This window comes from Geodermatophilus sp. SYSU D00691 (assembly GCF_054050275.1).
In genome coordinates this window covers 97318-115124 of the sequence record NZ_JBJGYZ010000014.1, presented here as the reverse complement: position 1 = coordinate 115124, position 17807 = coordinate 97318, and the positions used below count along the sequence as shown (strand labels likewise).

15 protein-coding genes are annotated in these 17807 nt (G+C 73.8%); 7 read left to right on the top strand and 8 right to left on the bottom strand.

What is annotated here, in order from left to right; genetic code table 11:
- The first annotated feature begins 94 nt into the window (after positions 1 to 94).
- Complete coding sequence (locus ACI797_RS12710) at positions 95 to 1495, top strand: neutral zinc metallopeptidase (RefSeq protein ID WP_456858989.1); 1401 nt, start codon at positions 95 to 97, stop codon at positions 1493 to 1495.
- A 42-nt stretch (positions 1496 to 1537) separates the two neighbouring features.
- Complete coding sequence (locus tag ACI797_RS12705) at positions 1538 to 2926, top strand: neutral zinc metallopeptidase (RefSeq protein WP_456858988.1); 1389 nt, start codon at positions 1538 to 1540, stop codon at positions 2924 to 2926.
- A gap of 5 nt (positions 2927 to 2931) precedes the next feature.
- Here ACI797_RS12705 and ACI797_RS12700 read toward each other — a convergent pair whose 3' ends face one another.
- From ACI797_RS12700 to ACI797_RS12690, 3 genes are read right to left on the bottom strand one after another with little or no spacing between them, the layout of a single operon-like run.
- Positions 2932 to 3900, bottom strand: coding sequence for a tetratricopeptide repeat protein (locus tag ACI797_RS12700; RefSeq protein WP_456858987.1), 969 nt, complete (start codon positions 3898 to 3900; stop codon positions 2932 to 2934).
- 50 nt (positions 3901 to 3950) lie between these two features.
- On the bottom strand, positions 3951 to 5630 hold the full coding sequence (locus ACI797_RS12695; protein ID WP_456858986.1) for an acyl-CoA mutase large subunit family protein: 1680 nt from the start codon (positions 5628 to 5630) through the stop codon (positions 3951 to 3953).
- A gap of 32 nt (positions 5631 to 5662) precedes the next feature.
- Complete coding sequence (locus ACI797_RS12690; RefSeq protein WP_456858985.1) at positions 5663 to 6196, bottom strand: MarR family winged helix-turn-helix transcriptional regulator; 534 nt, start codon at positions 6194 to 6196, stop codon at positions 5663 to 5665.
- Positions 6197 to 6339: 143 nt separating this feature from the next.
- Between ACI797_RS12690 and ACI797_RS12685 the strand changes: the two genes are divergently transcribed.
- Complete coding sequence (locus ACI797_RS12685) at positions 6340 to 7227, top strand: endonuclease domain-containing protein (protein ID WP_456858984.1); 888 nt, start codon at positions 6340 to 6342, stop codon at positions 7225 to 7227.
- Positions 7228 to 7267: 40 nt separating this feature from the next.
- Here ACI797_RS12685 and ACI797_RS12680 read toward each other — a convergent pair whose 3' ends face one another.
- The 3 genes from ACI797_RS12680 to ACI797_RS12670 are packed head-to-tail and all read right to left on the bottom strand — an operon-like array spanning position 7268 to position 10981.
- On the bottom strand, positions 7268 to 8737 hold the full coding sequence (locus ACI797_RS12680; RefSeq protein ID WP_456858983.1) for a phytoene desaturase family protein: 1470 nt from the start codon (positions 8735 to 8737) through the stop codon (positions 7268 to 7270).
- 37 nt (positions 8738 to 8774) lie between these two features.
- The gene (gene meaB, locus ACI797_RS12675; protein WP_456858981.1) at positions 8775 to 9797 is read right to left on the bottom strand and encodes a methylmalonyl Co-A mutase-associated GTPase MeaB; all 1023 of its coding nucleotides are present in this window, start codon (positions 9795 to 9797) and stop codon (positions 8775 to 8777) included.
- Positions 9794 to 10981 (bottom strand): acetyl-CoA C-acetyltransferase, encoded by a 1188-nt coding sequence (locus ACI797_RS12670; RefSeq protein ID WP_456858980.1) that lies wholly within the window; start codon positions 10979 to 10981, stop codon positions 9794 to 9796. The genes meaB and ACI797_RS12670 overlap by 4 nt, the downstream gene beginning before the upstream one ends.
- Positions 10982 to 11160: 179 nt before the next feature.
- On the opposite strand from ACI797_RS12670, the gene mce reads away from it, so the two are divergent.
- The 4 genes from mce to ACI797_RS12650 all read left to right on the top strand — a co-directional run bounded on the left by mce (position 11161) and on the right by ACI797_RS12650 (position 15686).
- Positions 11161 to 11616 carry a methylmalonyl-CoA epimerase gene (gene mce, locus ACI797_RS12665; RefSeq protein ID WP_456858979.1) on the top strand — a complete coding sequence of 152 codons (456 nt, stop codon included), beginning with the start codon at positions 11161 to 11163 and terminating at the stop codon, positions 11614 to 11616.
- A gap of 113 nt (positions 11617 to 11729) precedes the next feature.
- Positions 11730 to 13061 carry a crotonyl-CoA carboxylase/reductase gene (ccrA, locus tag ACI797_RS12660; RefSeq protein ID WP_456858978.1) on the top strand — a complete coding sequence of 444 codons (1332 nt, stop codon included), beginning with the start codon at positions 11730 to 11732 and terminating at the stop codon, positions 13059 to 13061.
- 100 nt (positions 13062 to 13161) lie between these two features.
- Entirely contained in the window at positions 13162 to 14394 is a 1233-nt protein-coding gene (locus ACI797_RS12655) for a hypothetical protein (RefSeq protein WP_456858976.1), read from the top strand.
- 83 nt (positions 14395 to 14477) lie between these two features.
- Positions 14478 to 15686 (top strand): class F sortase, encoded by a 1209-nt coding sequence (locus ACI797_RS12650; protein ID WP_456858975.1) that lies wholly within the window; start codon positions 14478 to 14480, stop codon positions 15684 to 15686.
- A 3-nt stretch (positions 15687 to 15689) separates the two neighbouring features.
- Here the strand turns inward: ACI797_RS12650 and ACI797_RS12645 are convergent, their stop codons facing one another.
- Positions 15690 to 15896 carry a hypothetical protein gene (locus tag ACI797_RS12645; RefSeq protein WP_456858974.1) on the bottom strand — a complete coding sequence of 69 codons (207 nt, stop codon included), beginning with the start codon at positions 15894 to 15896 and terminating at the stop codon, positions 15690 to 15692.
- 110 nt (positions 15897 to 16006) lie between these two features.
- A complete protein-coding gene (locus tag ACI797_RS12640) occupies positions 16007 to 17788 on the bottom strand; it encodes a 3-hydroxyacyl-CoA dehydrogenase family protein (protein ID WP_456539909.1) in 1782 nt (593 codons plus the stop codon).
- Positions 17789 to 17807: the final 19 nt, after the last annotated feature.

Here is a 17807-nt window from a genome sequence, read left to right as displayed (position 1 = left end):
CGCGGGACCGGCCGGTCCCGCGGCGCGCGTCCGCCGTCCCCGGACCGTGTCACGATGCATGCACCGGCCCGACACGGACGAGGGAACGCACCACATGACGCACTTGCCGATGTCGCGCGGCCTGCGCGCAGCGCTGGCCGCGACCGCGGCGGGCGGGCTGCTCCTCGCCGGCTGCACGAGCACCGTGGTGGGGGCCGCCGCACCTGCCGGCAACGAGCTGCGCGACGCCACTCCCGACGAGTTCCCGATCGTCGGGTCCGTGGACGGCGACGAGGTCGACCAGGAGGCGCGCAACGCCCTCGCCGACCTCTACACCTTCTGGGAGCAGGCCTACCCCGAGGCGTTCGGCTCGCCGTTCGAGCCGCTGACCAGCGGGGTCTTCAGCGTCGACCCCGACGACGTCGACGAGGCGACCTACCCGGACGGCGTGAGCTGCGGGTTGGCCCCCGACCGGGTCGAGAACAACGCGCTCTACTGCAACGCGCCGGGCCGGGCCAACCCCGACTCGATCAGCTACGACCGCGTCTTCCTCGGCGAGCTCTCGGCCAACTACGACCTGTCGCTGGTCGCCGTGGTCATGGCGCACGAGTTCGGCCACGCCATCCAGGACCGCTTCGGCTACCGCGGGCCGAGCATCAACCAGGAGACCCAGGCCGACTGCCTGGCCGGCGCCTGGACCGGGTGGATCGCCGCGGGCAACGGGCAGCACACGTCGATCCGCACGCCGGAGGTCGACCAGGTGCTGCGCGGGTACCTCCAGGTGGCCGACCCGGTCGGCACCGACCCCTCCCAGGAGGGGGCGCACGGCTCGTACTTCGACCGGGTCTCGGCGATCGCCGAGGGCTTCGACGACGGCGTCACGGCCTGCCGGGACAACTACGGCGAGGACCGCATCTTCACCGCCGCGGCCGCCGACCCCCGCGACCCGAACGAGGGCGACGCCCCCTACGACCAGACCCTCGACTTCATCGACGACTCGTTGCCGCCGTTCTGGGTGCAGGTCTTCCCGGCGGCGTTCGGCGAGGACTTCCAGGAGCCTGCGGTGGAGCCGTTCGAGGGCACGGCGCCGGAGTGCGTGGCCAACAACCGGGACCTCGGCTACTGCGGGTCCGACACGACCGTCTACTACGACGAGGCCGACCTCACCCGGCCGGCCTACGACGAGCTCGGCGACTACGCCGTCGCGACCGCGCTCTCGCTGCCCTACTCGCTGGCGGTCCGGTCGCAGGCGGGGCTGTCCACCGACGACGCCGAGGCGACCCGCTCCGCGGTGTGCCTGACCGGCTGGTACACCGCGCAGCTGTTCAGCGGCGCGTTCGAGGGCATCGCCCTCAGCCCGGGCGACGTCGACGAGGCGGTGGAGTTCCTGCTCGTCTACGGCGTCCAGGACAACGTCTTCCCGAACACCGACGTCTCGGGGTTCGAGCTGCTGCGGTCGTTCCGGGCCGGCTTCCTGCAGGGCGGCGGGCCCTGCGAGGTGGGGATCGACGGCTAGCGCGGTCGGGTTGCCGGCCGTCGGCGCGGGCACTGGCGGGGTGTGGACACCGCTCGCACCCGCCGGGGGACGGCGCTCACCGCGCTGCTCGCCGTCCTGACCCTCACCGGGTGCTCGTTCGTCGTCATCGGCCGGCCCGGCTCGCAGTCGCCACCGACCTCCGACGTCGGCAGCGGCGAGATCACCGTCGTCGGGGCCACCGACGACCCGGTCGACGCCCGGGTGCGCAACGCACTCGCCGACCTCCAGGACTTCTGGAGCAGCCGGTTCCCCGACGTGTTCGGCACGCGGTTCCAGCCGCTGCAGGGCGGCTTCTTCAGCGTGGACCCGGACGACGTCGACCCGGCCGACTACCCGCAGGGGATCGGCTGCGGGACCGATCCGCGCGACGTGGAGGGCAACGCCTTCTACTGCTCGGCGCCGGACGCCCCGCACTCGGACTCGATCAGCTACGACCGGGCCTTCCTGGGCCGTCTGGCCGACGAGTACGGGAGGTTCCTCCCCGACCTGGTCACCGCGCACGAGTTCGGGCACGCGATCCAGGCCCGGGTCGGCTCCCCGCAGTCCTCGATCGCCACGGAGACGCAGGCGGACTGCCTCGCCGGCGCCTGGACCGGCTGGGTCGCCGACGGCGAGGCCCGGTACACGCAGCTGCGCCCGGCGGAGCTCGACCAGCTGCTGCAGGGCTACCTGCTGCTCCGTGACCCCGTGGGCACCAGCCCGGCGGGCCAGGCGGCGCACGGCTCCGGTTTCGACCGGGTCTCGGCCTTCCAGGAGGGCTTCGACGACGGACCGGCCGCCTGCCGGGACGACTTCGGACCGGAGCGCGTGTTCACCCAGAGCCCGTTCACCACCGACCAGGACTTCGCCAACCGGGGCAACGCCCCCTACGGGGACCTACCGACGTTGATCGAGGACTCGCTGACCGAGTTCTGGGAGGCCGCGCTCCCCGCCCTGGGCGGGAGCCGGTTCGAGGCGCCCGAGCTGACCGTGTTCCGGACCGGACCCCCGGCGTGCGCCGTCGACGACCTCGACCTCGTCTACTGCGCGGACGGTCCTGTCGTGGGGTTCGACGACCCCGGCCTGGGTCGGCCCCTCTACGGGGAGATCGGGGACTACGCCGTGATCACGGCGGCGTCGATCGGCTACGCCCTGGCCGCCCGCGACCAGCTCGGTCTCGCCGCCGACGGCGAGGACGCCTACCGGTCCGCGGTGTGCCTGACCGGCTGGTTCAGCGCCGAGCTGGTGGCCGGCTCCCTCCGGACCGCGACGGTCTCCCCCGGGGACCTGGACGAGAGCGTGCAGTTCCTGCTGCGGTACGCCCGGGACCCGGCCGTGCTGCCCGACGTCGACCTGACCGGTTTCGAGCTGGTCGACCTGCTCCGCAACGGCTTCGTCGGCGGCCCCGGGCCCTGCGACGTGCAGGCCTGAGCGGCCTAGAAGAGCGCCAGCGAGAGCTGCCGGCGGGCCGTGCCCACGCGCGGGTCCTGGTCGCCGACGACCGCGAACAACTCGATCAGGTGCTTGCGGGCCTGGTCGCGGTCCTCCCCCGAGGTGCGGCGGACGACGTCGAGCAGCCGGTCGAAGGCGGCCTCCACCTGCCCGGTGCCGAGCAGGAAGTCGGCGGCGCGCGTCTGCGCGGCGACGTCGTCGGGCGCGGCGTCGGCGTCGGCCAGCGCGTTCGGCCCGGCCTCCTCGGCGCGCCGGAAGAGCTGCACCTGGCGCAGCGCGAGCGCGGCGTCGGGGTGGTTCGGGTCCTCGGCGAGGATCGCCTGGTAGGCGGCCTCCGCGCCGGCCAGGTCACCGCGCTCCAGGGCGGCCTCGGCCGCGTCGAGCCGCGGGTCCTCGGGTCCGGCGTCGTCGAGCTCGCCGCCGCCCGGGACCGCTCCCCCGGTGGTCGCGCGCACCAGCTCGGTGACGAACTGCCGCGCCTGCTCCTCGGGGATGGCACCGGTGAACTCGGCGACCAGCTGGCCCTGCCACACCGCCTTGACCGCCGGGATGCCCTGCACCCGCAGGCCCTGGGCCAGCGCCGGGTTGGCGTCGACGTCGATCTTGGCCAGCACCCAGGAGCCGCCGCCCTCGGCGGCCAGCCGCTCGAGGACCGGGGAGAGCTGCTTGCACGGCCCGCACCACTCGGCCCAGAGGTCGAGCACGACCGGCACCTGGAAGGAGCGGTCGAGCACCTCGGACTGGAAGGTCGCCTCGGTGACGTCGACGACGGCGCTGCCCGGTGAGCCGGCCGGCGCGCCGGCGGTGGGCGGCGGCGCCGCCTGGGCGCGCGCGGCCGCCTCGGAGCGGGCCTTCACGGCAGCGAGGTCGACGGCACCGGCCAGCGAGGCGGCCATCTGCGCCTGCTGCGCCTGAGCCCGCGGGTCGGGACGTCCGGGACGGGTGGGCTGCATGGCGACGATCATCCCACCGCGCGACCGGGCGTGTCGGACCCCCGTCGGGCTCAGAACCTGGCGGGCTCCGTGTAGCTGCCCCACTCCTCGCGCAGCGCGTCGCAGATCTCGCCGAGGGTGGCCTCCGCGCGGACGGCGTCCAGCATCGCGGGCACCATGTTCTCCTCGGTGCGGGCCACCTCGACCATGCGGACGACGGCCCGGCGCGCGGCCTCGTCGTCGCGGTCGCGACGGCGGTCGGCGAGCTCGGCCTTCTGGTCCTTCTCCACCTGGTGGCTGACCCGCAGGATGTCGAGCTGGTCGTGGGCGTCCACCGAGCCGGTCAGCGTGTTCACGCCGACGACCTTCTTGTCGCCCTTCTCCAGCGCGCGCTGGTAGACGAAGGCGGCCTCGGCGATCTCGCCGGTGAACCAGCCCTCCTCGATGCCGCGCAGGATGCCCGAGGTCATGGTGCCGTCGGAGCCCATCTCCTTGATCCGGGCGAAGATCTCCTCGGCCTGGCGCTCGATGTCGTCGGTGAGCGCCTCCACGTACCAGGAGCCGCCGAGCGGGTCGGCGACGTTCATGACCCCGGTCTCCTCCATGATCACCTGCTGGGTGCGCAGCGCGATCTGGGCGGCCTTGGCGCTGGGCAGCGCCAGGACCTCGTCGAGGGCGTTGGTGTGCAGCGACTGGGTCCCGCCGAGGACGGCGGAGAGCGCCTCCAGCGCCGTCCGGACGATGTTGTTGTCCGGCTGCTGGGCGGTGAGGCTGACCCCCGCCGTCTGGGTGTGGAAGCGCAGCTGCTGCGCCTTCTCCGTCTTCGCGCCGTACACGTCGCGCAGCCAGCGGGCCCAGATCCGGCGGGCCGCGCGGAACTTGGCGATCTCCTCGAAGAAGTCGACGTGCGCGTCGAAGAAGAACGACAGGCCGGGGGCGAACGTCTCGATGTCGAGCCCGCGGGACAGGCCGAGCTCCACGTAGGCGAAGCCGTCGGCGAGGGTGTAGGCGAGCTCCTGCGCGGCGGTCGAGCCGGCCTCGCGGATGTGGTAGCCCGAGACCGAGATCGGCTTGTAGGCCGGGATGTTCTCGGCGCAGTACTCCATGAGGTCGCCGATGAGGCGCAGGTGGGGCTCGGGGGCGAAGAGCCACTCCTTCTGCGCGATGTACTCCTTGAAGATGTCGGTCTGCAGCGTGCCGTTGAGCCGGCCGAGGTCCACGCCCTGGCGCTCGGCGGCTACCAGGTACATGCAGAAGACCGGGACGGCGGGGCCGCTGATCGTCATCGACGTCGTCGTGTCGCCGAGCGGGATGTCGCTGAACAGGACGTCCATGTCGGCGGCTGAGTCGATGGCCACGCCGCAGTGGCCGACCTCGCCGAGCGAGCGCGGGTCGTCGGAGTCGCGGCCCATGAGGGTCGGCATGTCGAAGGCGACGGAGAGGCCGCCACCGCCCTCCTTGAGGATCATCTTGTAGCGCTCGTTGGTCTGCTTGGCGTTGCCGAAGCCGGCGAACTGGCGGATGGTCCACGCCCGCCCGCGGTAGCCGGTGGCGTGCAGGCCGCGGGTGAAGGGGAACTCGCCGGGGTAGCCGATGCGCTCGAAGCCGGGGACGGCGGACTCGTCGGCGGGGCCGTAGACGGGGTCGACCTCGACGCCGGACAGCGTGGTGAAGTCGGCGTCGCGGACCTTCCCCGCGGCCAGCGCCGTGTCGTACCGCTGCTGCCACCGCTGCCGGGCGTCGTCGCTCATGCCGAGATGCTAGGACGTCCGAACAAAATCTGCTAGGACGTCCGACTATCTGCCGGGGCGACGTCGGCGACGTCACCGGCCCCGAGGCGGACCCGCCGCAGGATGTCGAACAGGGTGTCCAGCTCGGCGTCGGGCAGGTCGCCCAGGCCGAAGTCGAGCGCGGTGAGCTCGTGGGTGGCCACCTCGACGACCGCGCGCCCCGCCTCGGTGATCCCGGCCAGCACCCCGCGGCCGTCGGCGGGGTTGGGCAGGCGCTCCACGTAGCCCGCCGCGACCAGCCGGTCGATCGCGTTGGTGACGCTGGTCGGGTGCACCATCAGCCGGCTGCCGATCACCTTGAGCGGGAGCCGGCCGGTGCGGCTGAAGGTGAGCAGCACCAGCACCTCGTAGCGCGCGAACGTCAGCTCGTGCGGCTTGAGCACCTCGTCGAAGCGGGCCAGCAGGATCTGCTGCACCCGGAACACCGAGGTCGCCGCGCGCATCGCCGCGGCGGGACCGAAGCGCTGCTCCCAGGTCTCCCCGGCGCGCTCGATCGGGTCGAAGGGCAGCCCCAGCGCACGGACCATGCCCGGAACGCTACCGGGCGGTAGTCGTCGTCGAGATGCGGCTGAGAGGTGACTCACTCGATTGGACAGACCCCTCACGCGCATCTCGACGCACCTGTGGACGACGTCAGCGCGGGGGCCGCGGTTCCCGGCACGCTGCCCCGGTGCCGCCGGCCCCGACGCGTCCCCCCGAGCTGCGGGGCAAGGTGTTCCGCGCCTCGCACGTGGTCCGCGCCGGGTTGTTGACGCGGTCGCACCTGGGCTCGACGGCGTGGCAGCGCGTCTTCCCCGACGTCTGGGCGTGCTCGTCCCTGCGCCTGACCCACGGGTTGCGGGTCATGGCGGCCACCTGTCTCCTGCTGCCCGGAGCAGCGGCGAGCGGCGCGAGCGCGGCGACGATCTGGGGCGCGCGGCTGGCCGAGGCGGACGACGACGTCGATCTCACCGTTCCGCCCGGGTTCCGCGGCGGCGTCGTCCCCGGGGTTCGACTGCGCCGGCGTGCGCTGGGCGACGACGAGGTGACGGTGCACCGGGGCATCCGCGTCACCACTCGGATCCGGACGGCGCTCGACCTCGCCGCCATCCGCCCGCCCGACGAGGCCGTGGTCGCTGTCGACGCCTTCCTGGTGGCCACCCGCACCCCCGTCGACGACGTGCGGGCCGCCGCCGCGCGCGCCAGCGGACGGGACTGCCGGTACGTCCGGCGGACCCTCGCCCGCGCCGACGGCCTGGCGCAGTCGCCGCAGGAGACCCGCCTCCGGCTCCTGCTGGGGCGGACCGACCTGCCCGAGCCGGTGGCCCAGCACCGCGTGCGCGACGCCTCCGGCTTCGCGGGCCGCGTCGACTTCGCCTGGCCCGAGCACAAGCTGGCTCTGGAGTACGAGGGCGAGTGGCATGGGGCTCCGCAGCAGGTCCCCGAGGACCGGGAGCGGCTGAACCGGATCTTCGCGGCCGGGTGGCGGGTGATCTTCGTGACCAAGCGCGACCTGCGGCGTCCCGAACGGCTCCTCGCGCGCATCCGGGCCGCGCTGGCCGCACCGACTTTCGCCTGACGCGCGCGACCACGGGCCGGACCGGACCCTGCGGCGAATCTCAGCGCAGCGGGGGCTTCAGCGGCGGGACCTCCCGGACGCCGAAGACCTCGCGCAGCGCCACCCGCGCGGCGTTGTCGCCGCAGGCGCCGTGCACCGCGGGCCCGGGCGGCGTCGCGGCCGAGGCGAGGTACACGCCGTCCACGGGCGTCTTGTAGGTGTTCCACCGCGGCACCGGGCGGGCGAGCATCTGGCGCAGCGTCGCCTGGCCGTTGGAGATGTCGCCGCCGATGTAGCTGGGGTTCCACCGCTCCATCTCGACGGCGTTCTTGGTGACCCGCTCGACGATCGTGTCGCGGAAGCCGGGCGCGAACCGCTCGATCTGCTTCTCGATCGCCTCGGTGACGTCGACGTCCGCCCCGTGCGGGACGTGCACGTAGGCCCAGAAGACGTGCCCGCCCTCGGGCGCCCGGGTGGGGTCGGGCACCGTGGGCTGCACGGCCAGCACGTACGGCTTGTCGGTCAGCCGGCCCTGGTTCGGCGCCCGCTCGCCGGCGATCGTCTCCTCGAGCGTGCCGGCGACGTGGATCGTCCCGGCCCGGCGGACGTCGGGGTTGGTCCACGGCACCGGCTCGGACAGGATCCAGTCGACCTTGAACACGCCGGCGCCGTGCCGGTACCGCGACACCCACCGGCGGTAGCCCTCGTGCACCCGGTCGCCGGCCATCGCGACGAACGCCTCGGGCGTGGTGTTGAGCAGCACGGCCGGGACGCCCTCGAACTCGCGCAGGTCGGTCACGTGGTGGCCGGTGACCACCTCGCCGCCCTGCTCCTCCAGCGCGGTGACCATCGCGTCGGCCAGCTTCTGCGAGCCGCCCTCGACCAGCGGCCAGCCCACGTGGTGGGCGAGCATCGTCAGCAGCATGCCCAGCGCGGAGGTCAGCGGCTGGCTCAGGTCGAGCATGCCGTGCGCCGCCGCCCCGCCGAGCAGCGCCTGCGCCTCCTCCGTCTGGAAGTAGCGGCGCGCCAGCCAGCGCACGTTCGGCAGCCCGTTGAGCCCGAAGTGCGCGATCTGCAGGGGACTCCGGGTCGGCAGCGCCCGCAGCCGGCTGGTGAGGAAGAAGTCGACGACGTCGGTGCCGTGCGCGACCAGCGGCTCGAACAGCCGCCGGTAGGCGTCGGCGTCGGGCCCGAGCCCGGCCGCGGTCTGCTCGAGCGACCGGTGCGACACCGCGGCCCGTCCGCCGTCGAGCGGGTGGGCGTAGTTGAGCTCGGGCTGCACCAGCCGCACGCCGCGGCTCTCGGGGTCGAACTCGCGGAAGAACGGCGCGGCCGCGGCCATCGGCTGCACGATCGAGCACACGTCGTGGTGGTAGCCGGGGCGCATCAGCTCCTCGGTGCGCATCCCGCCGCCGGGGCGCTCCGCCGCCTCCACCACCCGCACCCGCAGGCCGGCCGCGGCCAGCCGCAGCGCGGCCGCCAGCCCGTTCGGCCCGGCTCCGACGACGACGGCGTCCGGCTCTCCGTTCACCGCGGCTCCCTTCCCCCCGCGGGCCCGGGTCGAACGTCTAGAGCTGCGCGACCAGCTCGTCGGCCGCCGAGTACGGGTCGGTCTCACCCGCGACGACCTTGCCGGCGAGCGCGCCGAGGGCGGCCGAGCCGTGCACGTCACCGAGCCGCTCGCGCAGCGTCGCGAGCGCGATGGCCTCGATCTCGGCCGCGGCCCGCTCGGTGCGCCGTCGGCGCCCCTCGCCGGAGGAGTCGAGCCACGCCCGGTGGTCGTCCACCTTGGCCAGCACGTCGTCGATGCCGTTGTCCTTGTCGCGGGCGGCGACGGTCTTCACGATCGGCGGCCGCCAGGCCCCGGCCTCGGAGTGCCGCCCGCCCAGCGACAGCATGTAGCGCAGGTCGCGCACGGTCTGCTCGGCGCCGTCCCGGTCGGCCTTGTTGACGACGAAGACGTCGGCGACCTCGAGGATCCCGGCCTTGGCCGCCTGGATGCCGTCGCCCATGCCCGGCGCCACCAGCACCAGCGTGGTGTCGGCCAGCGAGGCGATCTCCAGCTCCGACTGGCCGACCCCGACGGTCTCGACGAGGACGACGTCGCACCCGGCCGCGTCCAGCACCCGGAGGGCCTGCGGCGTGGCCCAGGCCAGCCCGCCCAGGTGACCGCGGGAGGCCATCGAGCGGATGTAGACGCCGCTGTCGCCGGCGTGGTCCTGCATGCGCACGCGGTCGCCGAGCAGCGCTCCCCCGGAGAACGGGGACGACGGGTCGACGGCGAGCACCCCCACCCGCCTGCCGGCCCGCCGGAAGGCGCGGACCAGCGCGGTCGTCGTGGTCGACTTGCCGACCCCCGGCGACCCGGTCAGGCCGATCACCTGCGCTCCCCCGGCGTGCGGGGCCAGCGCGACGGCGACCTCGCGCAGCGCCGGGCTGGCGTCCTCCACCAGGGAGATCAGCCGGGCCACGGCCCGCGCGTCGCCCTCGCGGGCGCGCGAGACCAGGTCGGGGACGTCGGCCTGCCGCCGCCTCCGCCGCCCGAGCGGGGCGGCGGGGGCCGGCGCCTGGACCGCGGTTCCGTCGGTCAACGAGCGGGCACGTGCAGGACCAGCGCGTCGCCCTGACCGCCGCCGCCGCACAGGGCCGCGGCACCCACGCCGCCGCCGCGGCGGCCGAGCTCCAGGGCCAGGTGCAGCACGATCCGGGCCCCGCTCATGCCGACCGGGTGGCCGAGCGCGATCGCGCCGCCGTTGACGTTGACCTTCTCCGGGTCGAGGCCGAGCTCGCGGGTGGAGACGATGCCGACGGCGGCGAACGCCTCGTTGATCTCGACCAGGTCGAGGTCCGTGGGGTCGATGCCCTCGCGCGCGCAGGCCTTGGCGATCGCCCGCGACGGCTGCGTCTGCAGGGTGGCGTCCGGCCCGGCGACGACGCCGTGCGCGCCGATCTCGGCGAGCGGCGTGAGGCCGAGCTCGGCGGCCTTCTCGGCGCTCATGACCACGACCGCGCAGGCGCCGTCGGAGATCTGCGACGCGGTGCCGGCGGTGATCGTCCCGTCCTTGGCGAAGGCCGGCTTCAGCTTCGACAGGCTCTCCACCGTCGTGTCGGCGCGGATGCCCTCGTCCTCGCGGAACTCGATCGGGTCGCCCTTGCGCTGCGGGATGAGCACCGGGGCGACCTCGTCGTCGAACAGGCCGTTCTTCTGCGCGGCCGCGGCCCGCTGGTGCGAGGCGGCGGCGAAGGCGTCCTGCTCCTCGCGGGTGAGCTCGTAGGCGGCGTTGGCGCGCTCGGTGAGCGCGCCCATCGCGATCTGGTCGAAGGTGTCCGACAGCCCGTCGTGGGCCATCGCGTCGACCAGCGCGGTGTCGCCGTACTTGGTGCCCGTGCGCGAGTTCATCAGCAGGTGCGGGGCCTGGGTCATCGACTCCATGCCGCCGGCCACGACCACCTCGAACTCACCGGCGCGGATCAGCTGGTCGGCCAGCGCGATCGCGTCGATGCCGGAGAGGCAGACCTTGTTGAGCGTGAACGAGGGCACCGACATCGGGATGCCGGCGGCCACCGCGGCCGGGCGGGCCGGGTTCTGGCCGGCGCCGGCCTGGATGACCTGGCCCATGATCACGTAGTCGACCTGGTCGCCGGAGATCCCGGCCCGCTCCAGCGCGGCCTTGATCGCCACGCCGCCGAGGTCGGCGGCGGAGAAGTCCTTGAGCGAGCCGAGCAGGCGGCCCATGGGGGTGCGGGCGCCGCTGACGATGACCGATCGGGGCATGGGGGCCTCCAGTGCCGGGCCGCCGTCGCCGGCGACCGAGTCTCGGGGCGCACCAGGGGGTGCGTCGGGCTGCCGCTCAGGATAGGACGGCGACCGGCGCCCGACCCAGACGAGAACCCGGGACGTGATGCCTCCCACATCGGGATGTCGTCTGAGACGTCTTGCGCCACGATGCCGGGATGACCTCCGAGGAGCGCACGGGTCTGCCCCAGGACCTGTTCACCACGATCGACCACGTCGGCATCGCAGTCCCCGACCTGGACGAGGCGATCGCCTTCTACGCGACGGCCTTCGGCGTCCGCTCGGTGCACGAGGAGACGAACGAGGAGCAGGGCGTCCGCGAGGCGATGCTGGCCGTCGGTGACGGCGAGACGCGCATCCAGCTGCTCGCCCCGCTGACGCCGGAGTCGACGATCGCCAAGTTCATCGGGCGCAGCGGCCCGGGGCTGCAGCAGCTGGCCTTCCGGGTGGACGACGTCGAGGCGGTCAGCGCCACGCTGCGCGAGCGAGGGCTCCGGCTGCTCTACGACGCCCCCAAGCGCGGGACGTCGGACAGCCGGGTGAACTTCGTGCACCCCAAGGACGCCGGCGGCGTCCTCGTGGAGCTCGTCCAGCCGGCCGCCACCGGTCACTGAACCCCGAACTCGCGGTACCGGTTACCGACCGGTAACATCCGCCGCAGTCCGCACCGCCGGGCCCTCCCCCGCCCGCACCGCACCCCGCAGCCGACGAAGACCCGGGAGACGCAGTGAACGAGATCAGGGACGCCATCCTCGCCGATCAGCTGGACGCCGTGGCCGGGCTGCCGGTGCCCGAGTCCTACCGGGCGGTGCTGGTGCGCAAGGACGAGCAGGACATGTTCGAGGGCCTCGCCACCAAGGACAAGGACCCGCGCAAGTCGCTGCACGTGGAGGAGGTGGCGACGCCCGAGCTCGGCCCGGGCGAGGCGATCGTCGCCGTCATGGCCTCGTCGGTGAACTACAACACCGTCTGGACGTCGATCTTCGAGCCGGTGTCCACCTTCGGGTTCCTGCAGCGCTACGGCCGGCTCAACGACCTCTCCAAGCGGCACGACCTGCCCTACCACGTGGTCGGCTCCGACCTGGCCGGCGTCGTGCTGCGCACCGGCCCGGGCGTGAGCAAGTGGCAGCCCGGCGACGAGGTGGTCGCGCACTGCCTGTCGGTCGAGCTCGAGGACGCCGCCGGGCACGACGACACGATGCTCGACCCGCAGCAGCGGATCTGGGGCTTCGAGACCAACTTCGGCGGCCTGGCCGAGCTGGCCCTGGTCAAGACCAACCAGCTGATGCCCAAGCCGGCCCACCTGTCCTGGGAGGAGGCGGCCGCGCCGGGGCTGGTCAACTCCACCGCCTACCGGCAGCTGGTCAGCCACAACGGCGCGCAGATGAAGCAGGGCGACGTCGTCCTCATCTGGGGCGCCTCGGGCGGGCTGGGCTCCTACGCCACCCAGATGGCCCTCAACGGCGGCGCCATCCCCGTCTGCGTCGTCTCCAGCCCGGAGAAGGCCGACATCTGCCGCGCCATGGGCGCCGAGCTGGTCATCGACCGCAACGCCGAGGGCTACAAGTTCTGGAAGGACGAGGACACCCAGGACCCCAAGGAGTGGCAGCGGTTCGGCAAGCGGATCCGCGAGCTGACCGGCGGGGACGACGTCGACATCGTCTTCGAGCACCCGGGCCGGGAGACCTTCGGCGCATCCGTCTACGTCGCCAAGAAGGGCGGCACGATCGTCACCTGCGCCTCCACCAGCGGGTACATGCACTCCTACGACAACCGCTACCTGTGGATGAACCTCAAGCGGATCATCGGGTCGCACTTCGCCAACTACAAGGAGGCGTGGGAGGCCAACCGGCTCATCGACAAGGGCCTCATCCACCCCACGCTGTCGAAGACCTACCCGATGGCCGACGTCGGCCAGGCCGCCCTCGACGTGAAGAACAACGCCCACCAGGGCAAGGTCGGCGTGCTCACCCTGGCCCCCCAGGAGGGCCTCGGCGTCCGCGACCCCGAGAAGCGCGCCCGCTTCGAGCAGCAGATCAACCGCTTCCGCGGGGTGTGAGGGACGGGCCGGGGCGCTGTTGCTGTCAACCAGCTGGGAACCGCGCCTCGACTCCCCCCGACACGCCCGGGCCGACCCCGATGTCTGAGAGGATGGCCCCATGAGCGACCCGCACCGCGACATGATCCCGATGCACGAGGCTCAGCACTCCTTCGACGTGGTGCTGCGGGGCTACGACCGCAACCAGGTCGCGGAGACGATCGAGCGCCTCGAGGCGGACTTCCGCATCGCGATCGCCGACCGGGACGCCGCGGTCGCCCGCTCCTCCGACCTCGCCGGCCAGCTCTCGGCGATGCACGGCGAGATCGAGCAGCTGCGCCGAAGGGCCGCGACCGCCGCCGCCCCGACCTTCGAGAACATGAGCGAGCGCATCTCGCACATGCTCCGGCTGGCCGAGGAGGAGGCCGCCGACATCCGCGCCGTCGCCGAGCGCGACGCCCAGGCGGTGCGCGAGCAGACCGCGGCCGAGGAGCGCGCCATGGCCGAGCGGCACGCCGCCGGTCAGGCCGAGGTGGAGCGGATGCTCGCCGAGGCCCGCCAGAACGCCGAGCAGATCGCCACCAAGGCGCAGATCCGCGCCGACGAGCTGGTGCAGAAGGCCCAGGAGCGCGTCGCGCGCCTCGACGCCGAGTCGCAGGCCCGCCGCGCCAAGGCCGAGGAGGACTTCGAGATCGCGCTGCGCACCAAGCGCGCGGAGGCCGCCCGCCAGGAGGAGGAGCGCGAGCGGGTCTCCACGCAGGCCGCCCGCCAGCGGGTGGCCGCCGCCGAGCAGCACGCCGCGCAGATCGTCGCCGAGGCCGAGGCCAAGGCGGCGGCGATCCGCGAGGTGCGCGACGAGCTCACCTCCCGGCTGCTGCAGGCGCGTCAGCTGCTGAGCAGCCTGCCCGACCTCGGCGACCGCCCGCAGGCCGAGCGCCCGCAGGCCGAGCGCCCGCAGGCCGAGCGGCCGGCCCCCACCGAGGAGCGCCGTCCCCAGCCCACGGGCCCGACGACCAACCAGCTCACCGTCCGCACCGCGGAGGGCGAGTCGGCGGCCGCCCGCCAGCCGATCCGGCAGGAGGCGCCGACGTCCCCCGCCCCGTCCGGCCCGCCGACCGCCGTCCAGCCGGCGGTCACCGTCGACCAGCCGACCGAGCGGCGGTCCGCGACCAAGCCGCAGCCCCAGGTCCAGCCCTCGGCCGCGCAGGAGCCGGCCACCGGCGGCGCCCGGGTGCCCGTGCCGCCGCGTCCGTCGCCGTCCCCGACGCCGGCGGGCAGCGGCACGACCGGCACCACGCCCGCCCCCGCCCCGCAGACCCAGGTCATCGAGTCGCCGAGCCAGGGCCGCCGCTGAACCCGCACGCCCCGGGCCCCCGCGAGTCCGCTCGTGGGGGCCCGTCGCGTGTCCGGCGCGCCGTCGTCCTGCTCGTCGCCACGGTGGTGGCCGGATCCCTGCAGCCGCCGTCCCCGGCCGCAGCGGCCGACGAGGGCCTGCTGCGCGTCGCGCACCTGTCCCCCGACTCGCCCGCCGTCGACATGACCGTCGACGACCCCGGCGACGCGGTGCCGCCGGTGACGGTCGCCGGGGTCGGCTACGGCACGGTCTCCGACTACGCCCCTGTGGCGCCCGGCACCTACACGGTCAGCGTGCGCGCCGCCGGCGCCGATCCCGCCGGCCCCGCGGTGCTCTCGACCACCGTCGAGGTCGGGGCCGGGACGGCGAGCACGGTCGCCGGGGTCGGCGCGTTCGCCGACCTGGCCCTGGCGGTGCTCGCGGACGACCTCTCGCGGCCGCCGAGCGGGAGCGCCCGGGTGCGCGTGCTGGCGGCCGCCGCCGGAGCCCCGGTGGTGGAGGTGGGTGCGCCCGGGGCGCCGCCGCTCGCCTCGGGACTGGAATTCGGGGAGGTCGGGGGGTACGTCGACGTCCCCGGCGGGTCCACGACCCTGCGGATCGCACCGGAGGGCAGCGCCCCCGTGGAGCTCCCCCTCACCGTCGCGGCCGGGACGGTGCACAGCCTCCTGCTGCTCGACCGGGAGGGCGGTGGCCTCGACGTCCGCCTGGTGCGCGACGCCACGTCGTCCCCCGTGGTGCCGGTGGGCGGGGTCGAGACGGGGGCTGGGGGCGCGTCACCCCTGGGCGGGCTGCTGACGCTCGCCGCCGCGCTGATCGAGGCCGGTCCCGTGCCGGTGGTGAGCCCGCCGGCCGCGGCGCCGGTGCGCGTGCGCATCCCGGCGATCGGCGTCGACAGCCCGCTGGCGCTGCTCGGTGTCGACGCGGCCGGCGTCCTCGTCCCGCCGGCGGACTTCGACCGTGCCGGCTGGTTTTCGGCCGGGACGTCGCCGGGCGACCCGGGACCGGCGGTGATCGCCGGCCACGTCGACTCCTACCTGGGCCCGGCGGTCTTCCACGGACTCGACCGGCTCGTCCCTGGGGACGCGGTGCTCGTCGACCGCGCCGACGGGACGACGGCCCGGTTCGTGGTGACCGGAGCGGCGCGCTACCCCAAGACGGCCTTCCCGGTGGGCGAGGTGTACGCGCCCACGCCGGACGCCCAGCTGCGGCTGATCACCTGCGGCGGCGCCTTCGACCGGGGCGAGCGCAGCTACGTCGACAACGTCGTGGTGTCCGCCCGGCTGGCGCCGTGAGGGCTAGAAGCGGCGGCTGCGGGCCCGCCAGCAGGCGGTGTGCCAGTGCCGCCGCTGGTCGGCGGCCGAGTCGGTGTCCCAGGGGTCGAGGTCGGAGTCGCGGGCGTAGGCCGGCCAGGTGACCACGTGCGGCGTCGCCGGGAGGATCTCCTGGTCGCAGCCCGGGCACCGGTAGGCCTTGGTGGACGCCGAGCCGGTCAGCGCCCGCACGACCCAGTCGCCGTCCGGGGCCTCCTCGACGGTCTCGCGGCGCGGCGGCGGGGGGAGGGACCGTCGACCGGGCGCGGGCGGACCGCCCCTCCTGCGCCGCGGCACCGCCGTCAGCGGTTCGCGTAGTCCCGGAAGCCGCGCCCGGTCTTGCGACCCAGGTAGCCCGCGGTGACCAGGTGCTCGAGCAGCGGCGCCGGCGCGAAGCCCGGCTCGCGGAACTCGGTGTAGAGCTCGCGCTCGATCGCCAGCGAGACGTCGAGGCCGACGACGTCGAGCAGCTCGAACGGGCCCATCGGGTAGCCGCAGCCGACCTTCATCGCGGCGTCGATGTCGTCGGCGGTCGCGTAGTGCGCCTCGAGCATCTTCACCGCGTCGTTGAGGTAGGGGAACAGCAGCGCGTTGACGATGAACCCGGCGCGGTCGGTGCAGGAGACCGCGTGCTTGCCCAGCTGCGCGCTCACCGCGTGCGCGGTGGCGGCGACGTCGGGCGCGGTGGCGATGGTGGAGACCACCTCGACCAGCTTCATCACCTGGGCGGGGTTGAAGAAGTGCATGCCGACGACGTCGGCGGGCCGCTCGCTGGCCTTGGCGCACTCGATGACCGGCAGGCTGGACGTCGTGGTGGCCAGCACCGCCCCCGGCTTGCAGATCTCGCCCAGGTTGGCGAACAGCGCCTGCTTGGTGCCCAGGTGCTCGACGACCGCCTCGATGACGAGGTCGACGTCGGCGAGGTCGTCCAGCGAGGTGGTGCCGCGGATCCGCCCCAGGACCTCGTCGCGCTGCGACTCCTCCAGCCGGCCGCGGGAGACCTGCTTGTCCAGGGACTTCGCGAGCACGGACTGCACCGCCTCGACCTTGTCCAGGGTGCGGGCGACGAAGGTGACGTCGAAGCCGCCCTTGGCGACCACCTCGATGATGCCGGTGGCCATCGTGCCCGAGCCGACGACGCCGACCTTCGACACCGGCCGCGCCCCCTCGGACGCGCCGCCCTCGGCCGGCGTCAGCGCGTCCGGCACCACCTGGGCGGAGTCGCGCTCGGCGTAGGTGTAGAAGCCGCGGCCGGTCTTCCGGCCCAGCAGGCCCGCGGTCATCATCTGCTTGATGATCGGGCTGGGCGCGTGCAGCCGGTCGCGCGACTGCTTGTACATGGTGTCGAGGATCTCGTAGGCGGTGTCGATGCCGATGAGGTCCATGAGCGCCAGCGGGCCCATGGGCAGGCCGCAGCCCAGCCGCATCGCCGCGTCGATGTCCTCGCGGCTGGCGTACCGGTTCTCGTACATCGACACGGCGTGGTTGAGGTAGCCGAACAGCAGCGCGTTGGCGATGAAGCCGGCCTTGTCGCCGATGGTGACGTCGACCTTGCCCAGCCGCTCGGCCAGCGCTTCGACGTCCTCGATGACCGCGGGGTCGGTGACGACGGTGCGCACCACTTCGACCAGCTTCATGACCGGCGCCGGGTTGAAGAAGTGCATCCCGATGACCTTGCTCGGGCGACCGGTGGCGACCGAGAGCTCGGTGACCGACAGGCTCGAGGTGTTGGTCGCCAGGATCGTGTCGGCCGGGCAGATCTTGTCCAGTGCCGCGAAGATCTCGGTCTTGAGCTCCATGCGCTCGGGCACGGCCTCGATGACCAGCTCGGCCTGCGCGAGGTCCTCCAGCGAGGTGCTGAACCGGATCCGCTCGAAGATCGCGTCGCGCTCGGCCGGGTCGAGCTTGCCGCGGCTGACCGCGCGGTCGGTGGAGTGCTCGAGGTGCCCGCGGCCGCGCCCCAGCGCCTCCTCGCCCACCTCGACGGCGGTCACGTGCAGCCCCGCGCGGGCCAGCACCTCGGTGATGCCGGCACCCATGGTGCCCAGTCCGACGACGCCGACCTCGGTCAGTTCTCTGGCCACGCTGCCACTCCTCCTGCCG

Coding starts and splice junctions, on each gene's coding strand:
- ACI797_RS12670 (WP_456858980.1), bottom strand. CDS start 10,981: ATGCCCCGATCGGTCATCGTCAGCGGCGCCCGCACCCCCATGGGCCGC.
- ACI797_RS12700 (WP_456858987.1), bottom strand. CDS start 3,900: ATGCAGCCCACCCGTCCCGGACGTCCCGACCCGCGGGCTCAGGCGCAG.
- mce (WP_456858979.1), top strand. CDS start 11,161: ATGACCTCCGAGGAGCGCACGGGTCTGCCCCAGGACCTGTTCACCACG.
- ACI797_RS12710 (WP_456858989.1), top strand. CDS start 95: ATGACGCACTTGCCGATGTCGCGCGGCCTGCGCGCAGCGCTGGCCGCG.
- ACI797_RS12690 (WP_456858985.1), bottom strand. CDS start 6,196: ATGGTCCGTGCGCTGGGGCTGCCCTTCGACCCGATCGAGCGCGCCGGG.
- ACI797_RS12695 (WP_456858986.1), bottom strand. CDS start 5,630: ATGAGCGACGACGCCCGGCAGCGGTGGCAGCAGCGGTACGACACGGCG.
- ACI797_RS12655 (WP_456858976.1), top strand. CDS start 13,162: ATGAGCGACCCGCACCGCGACATGATCCCGATGCACGAGGCTCAGCAC.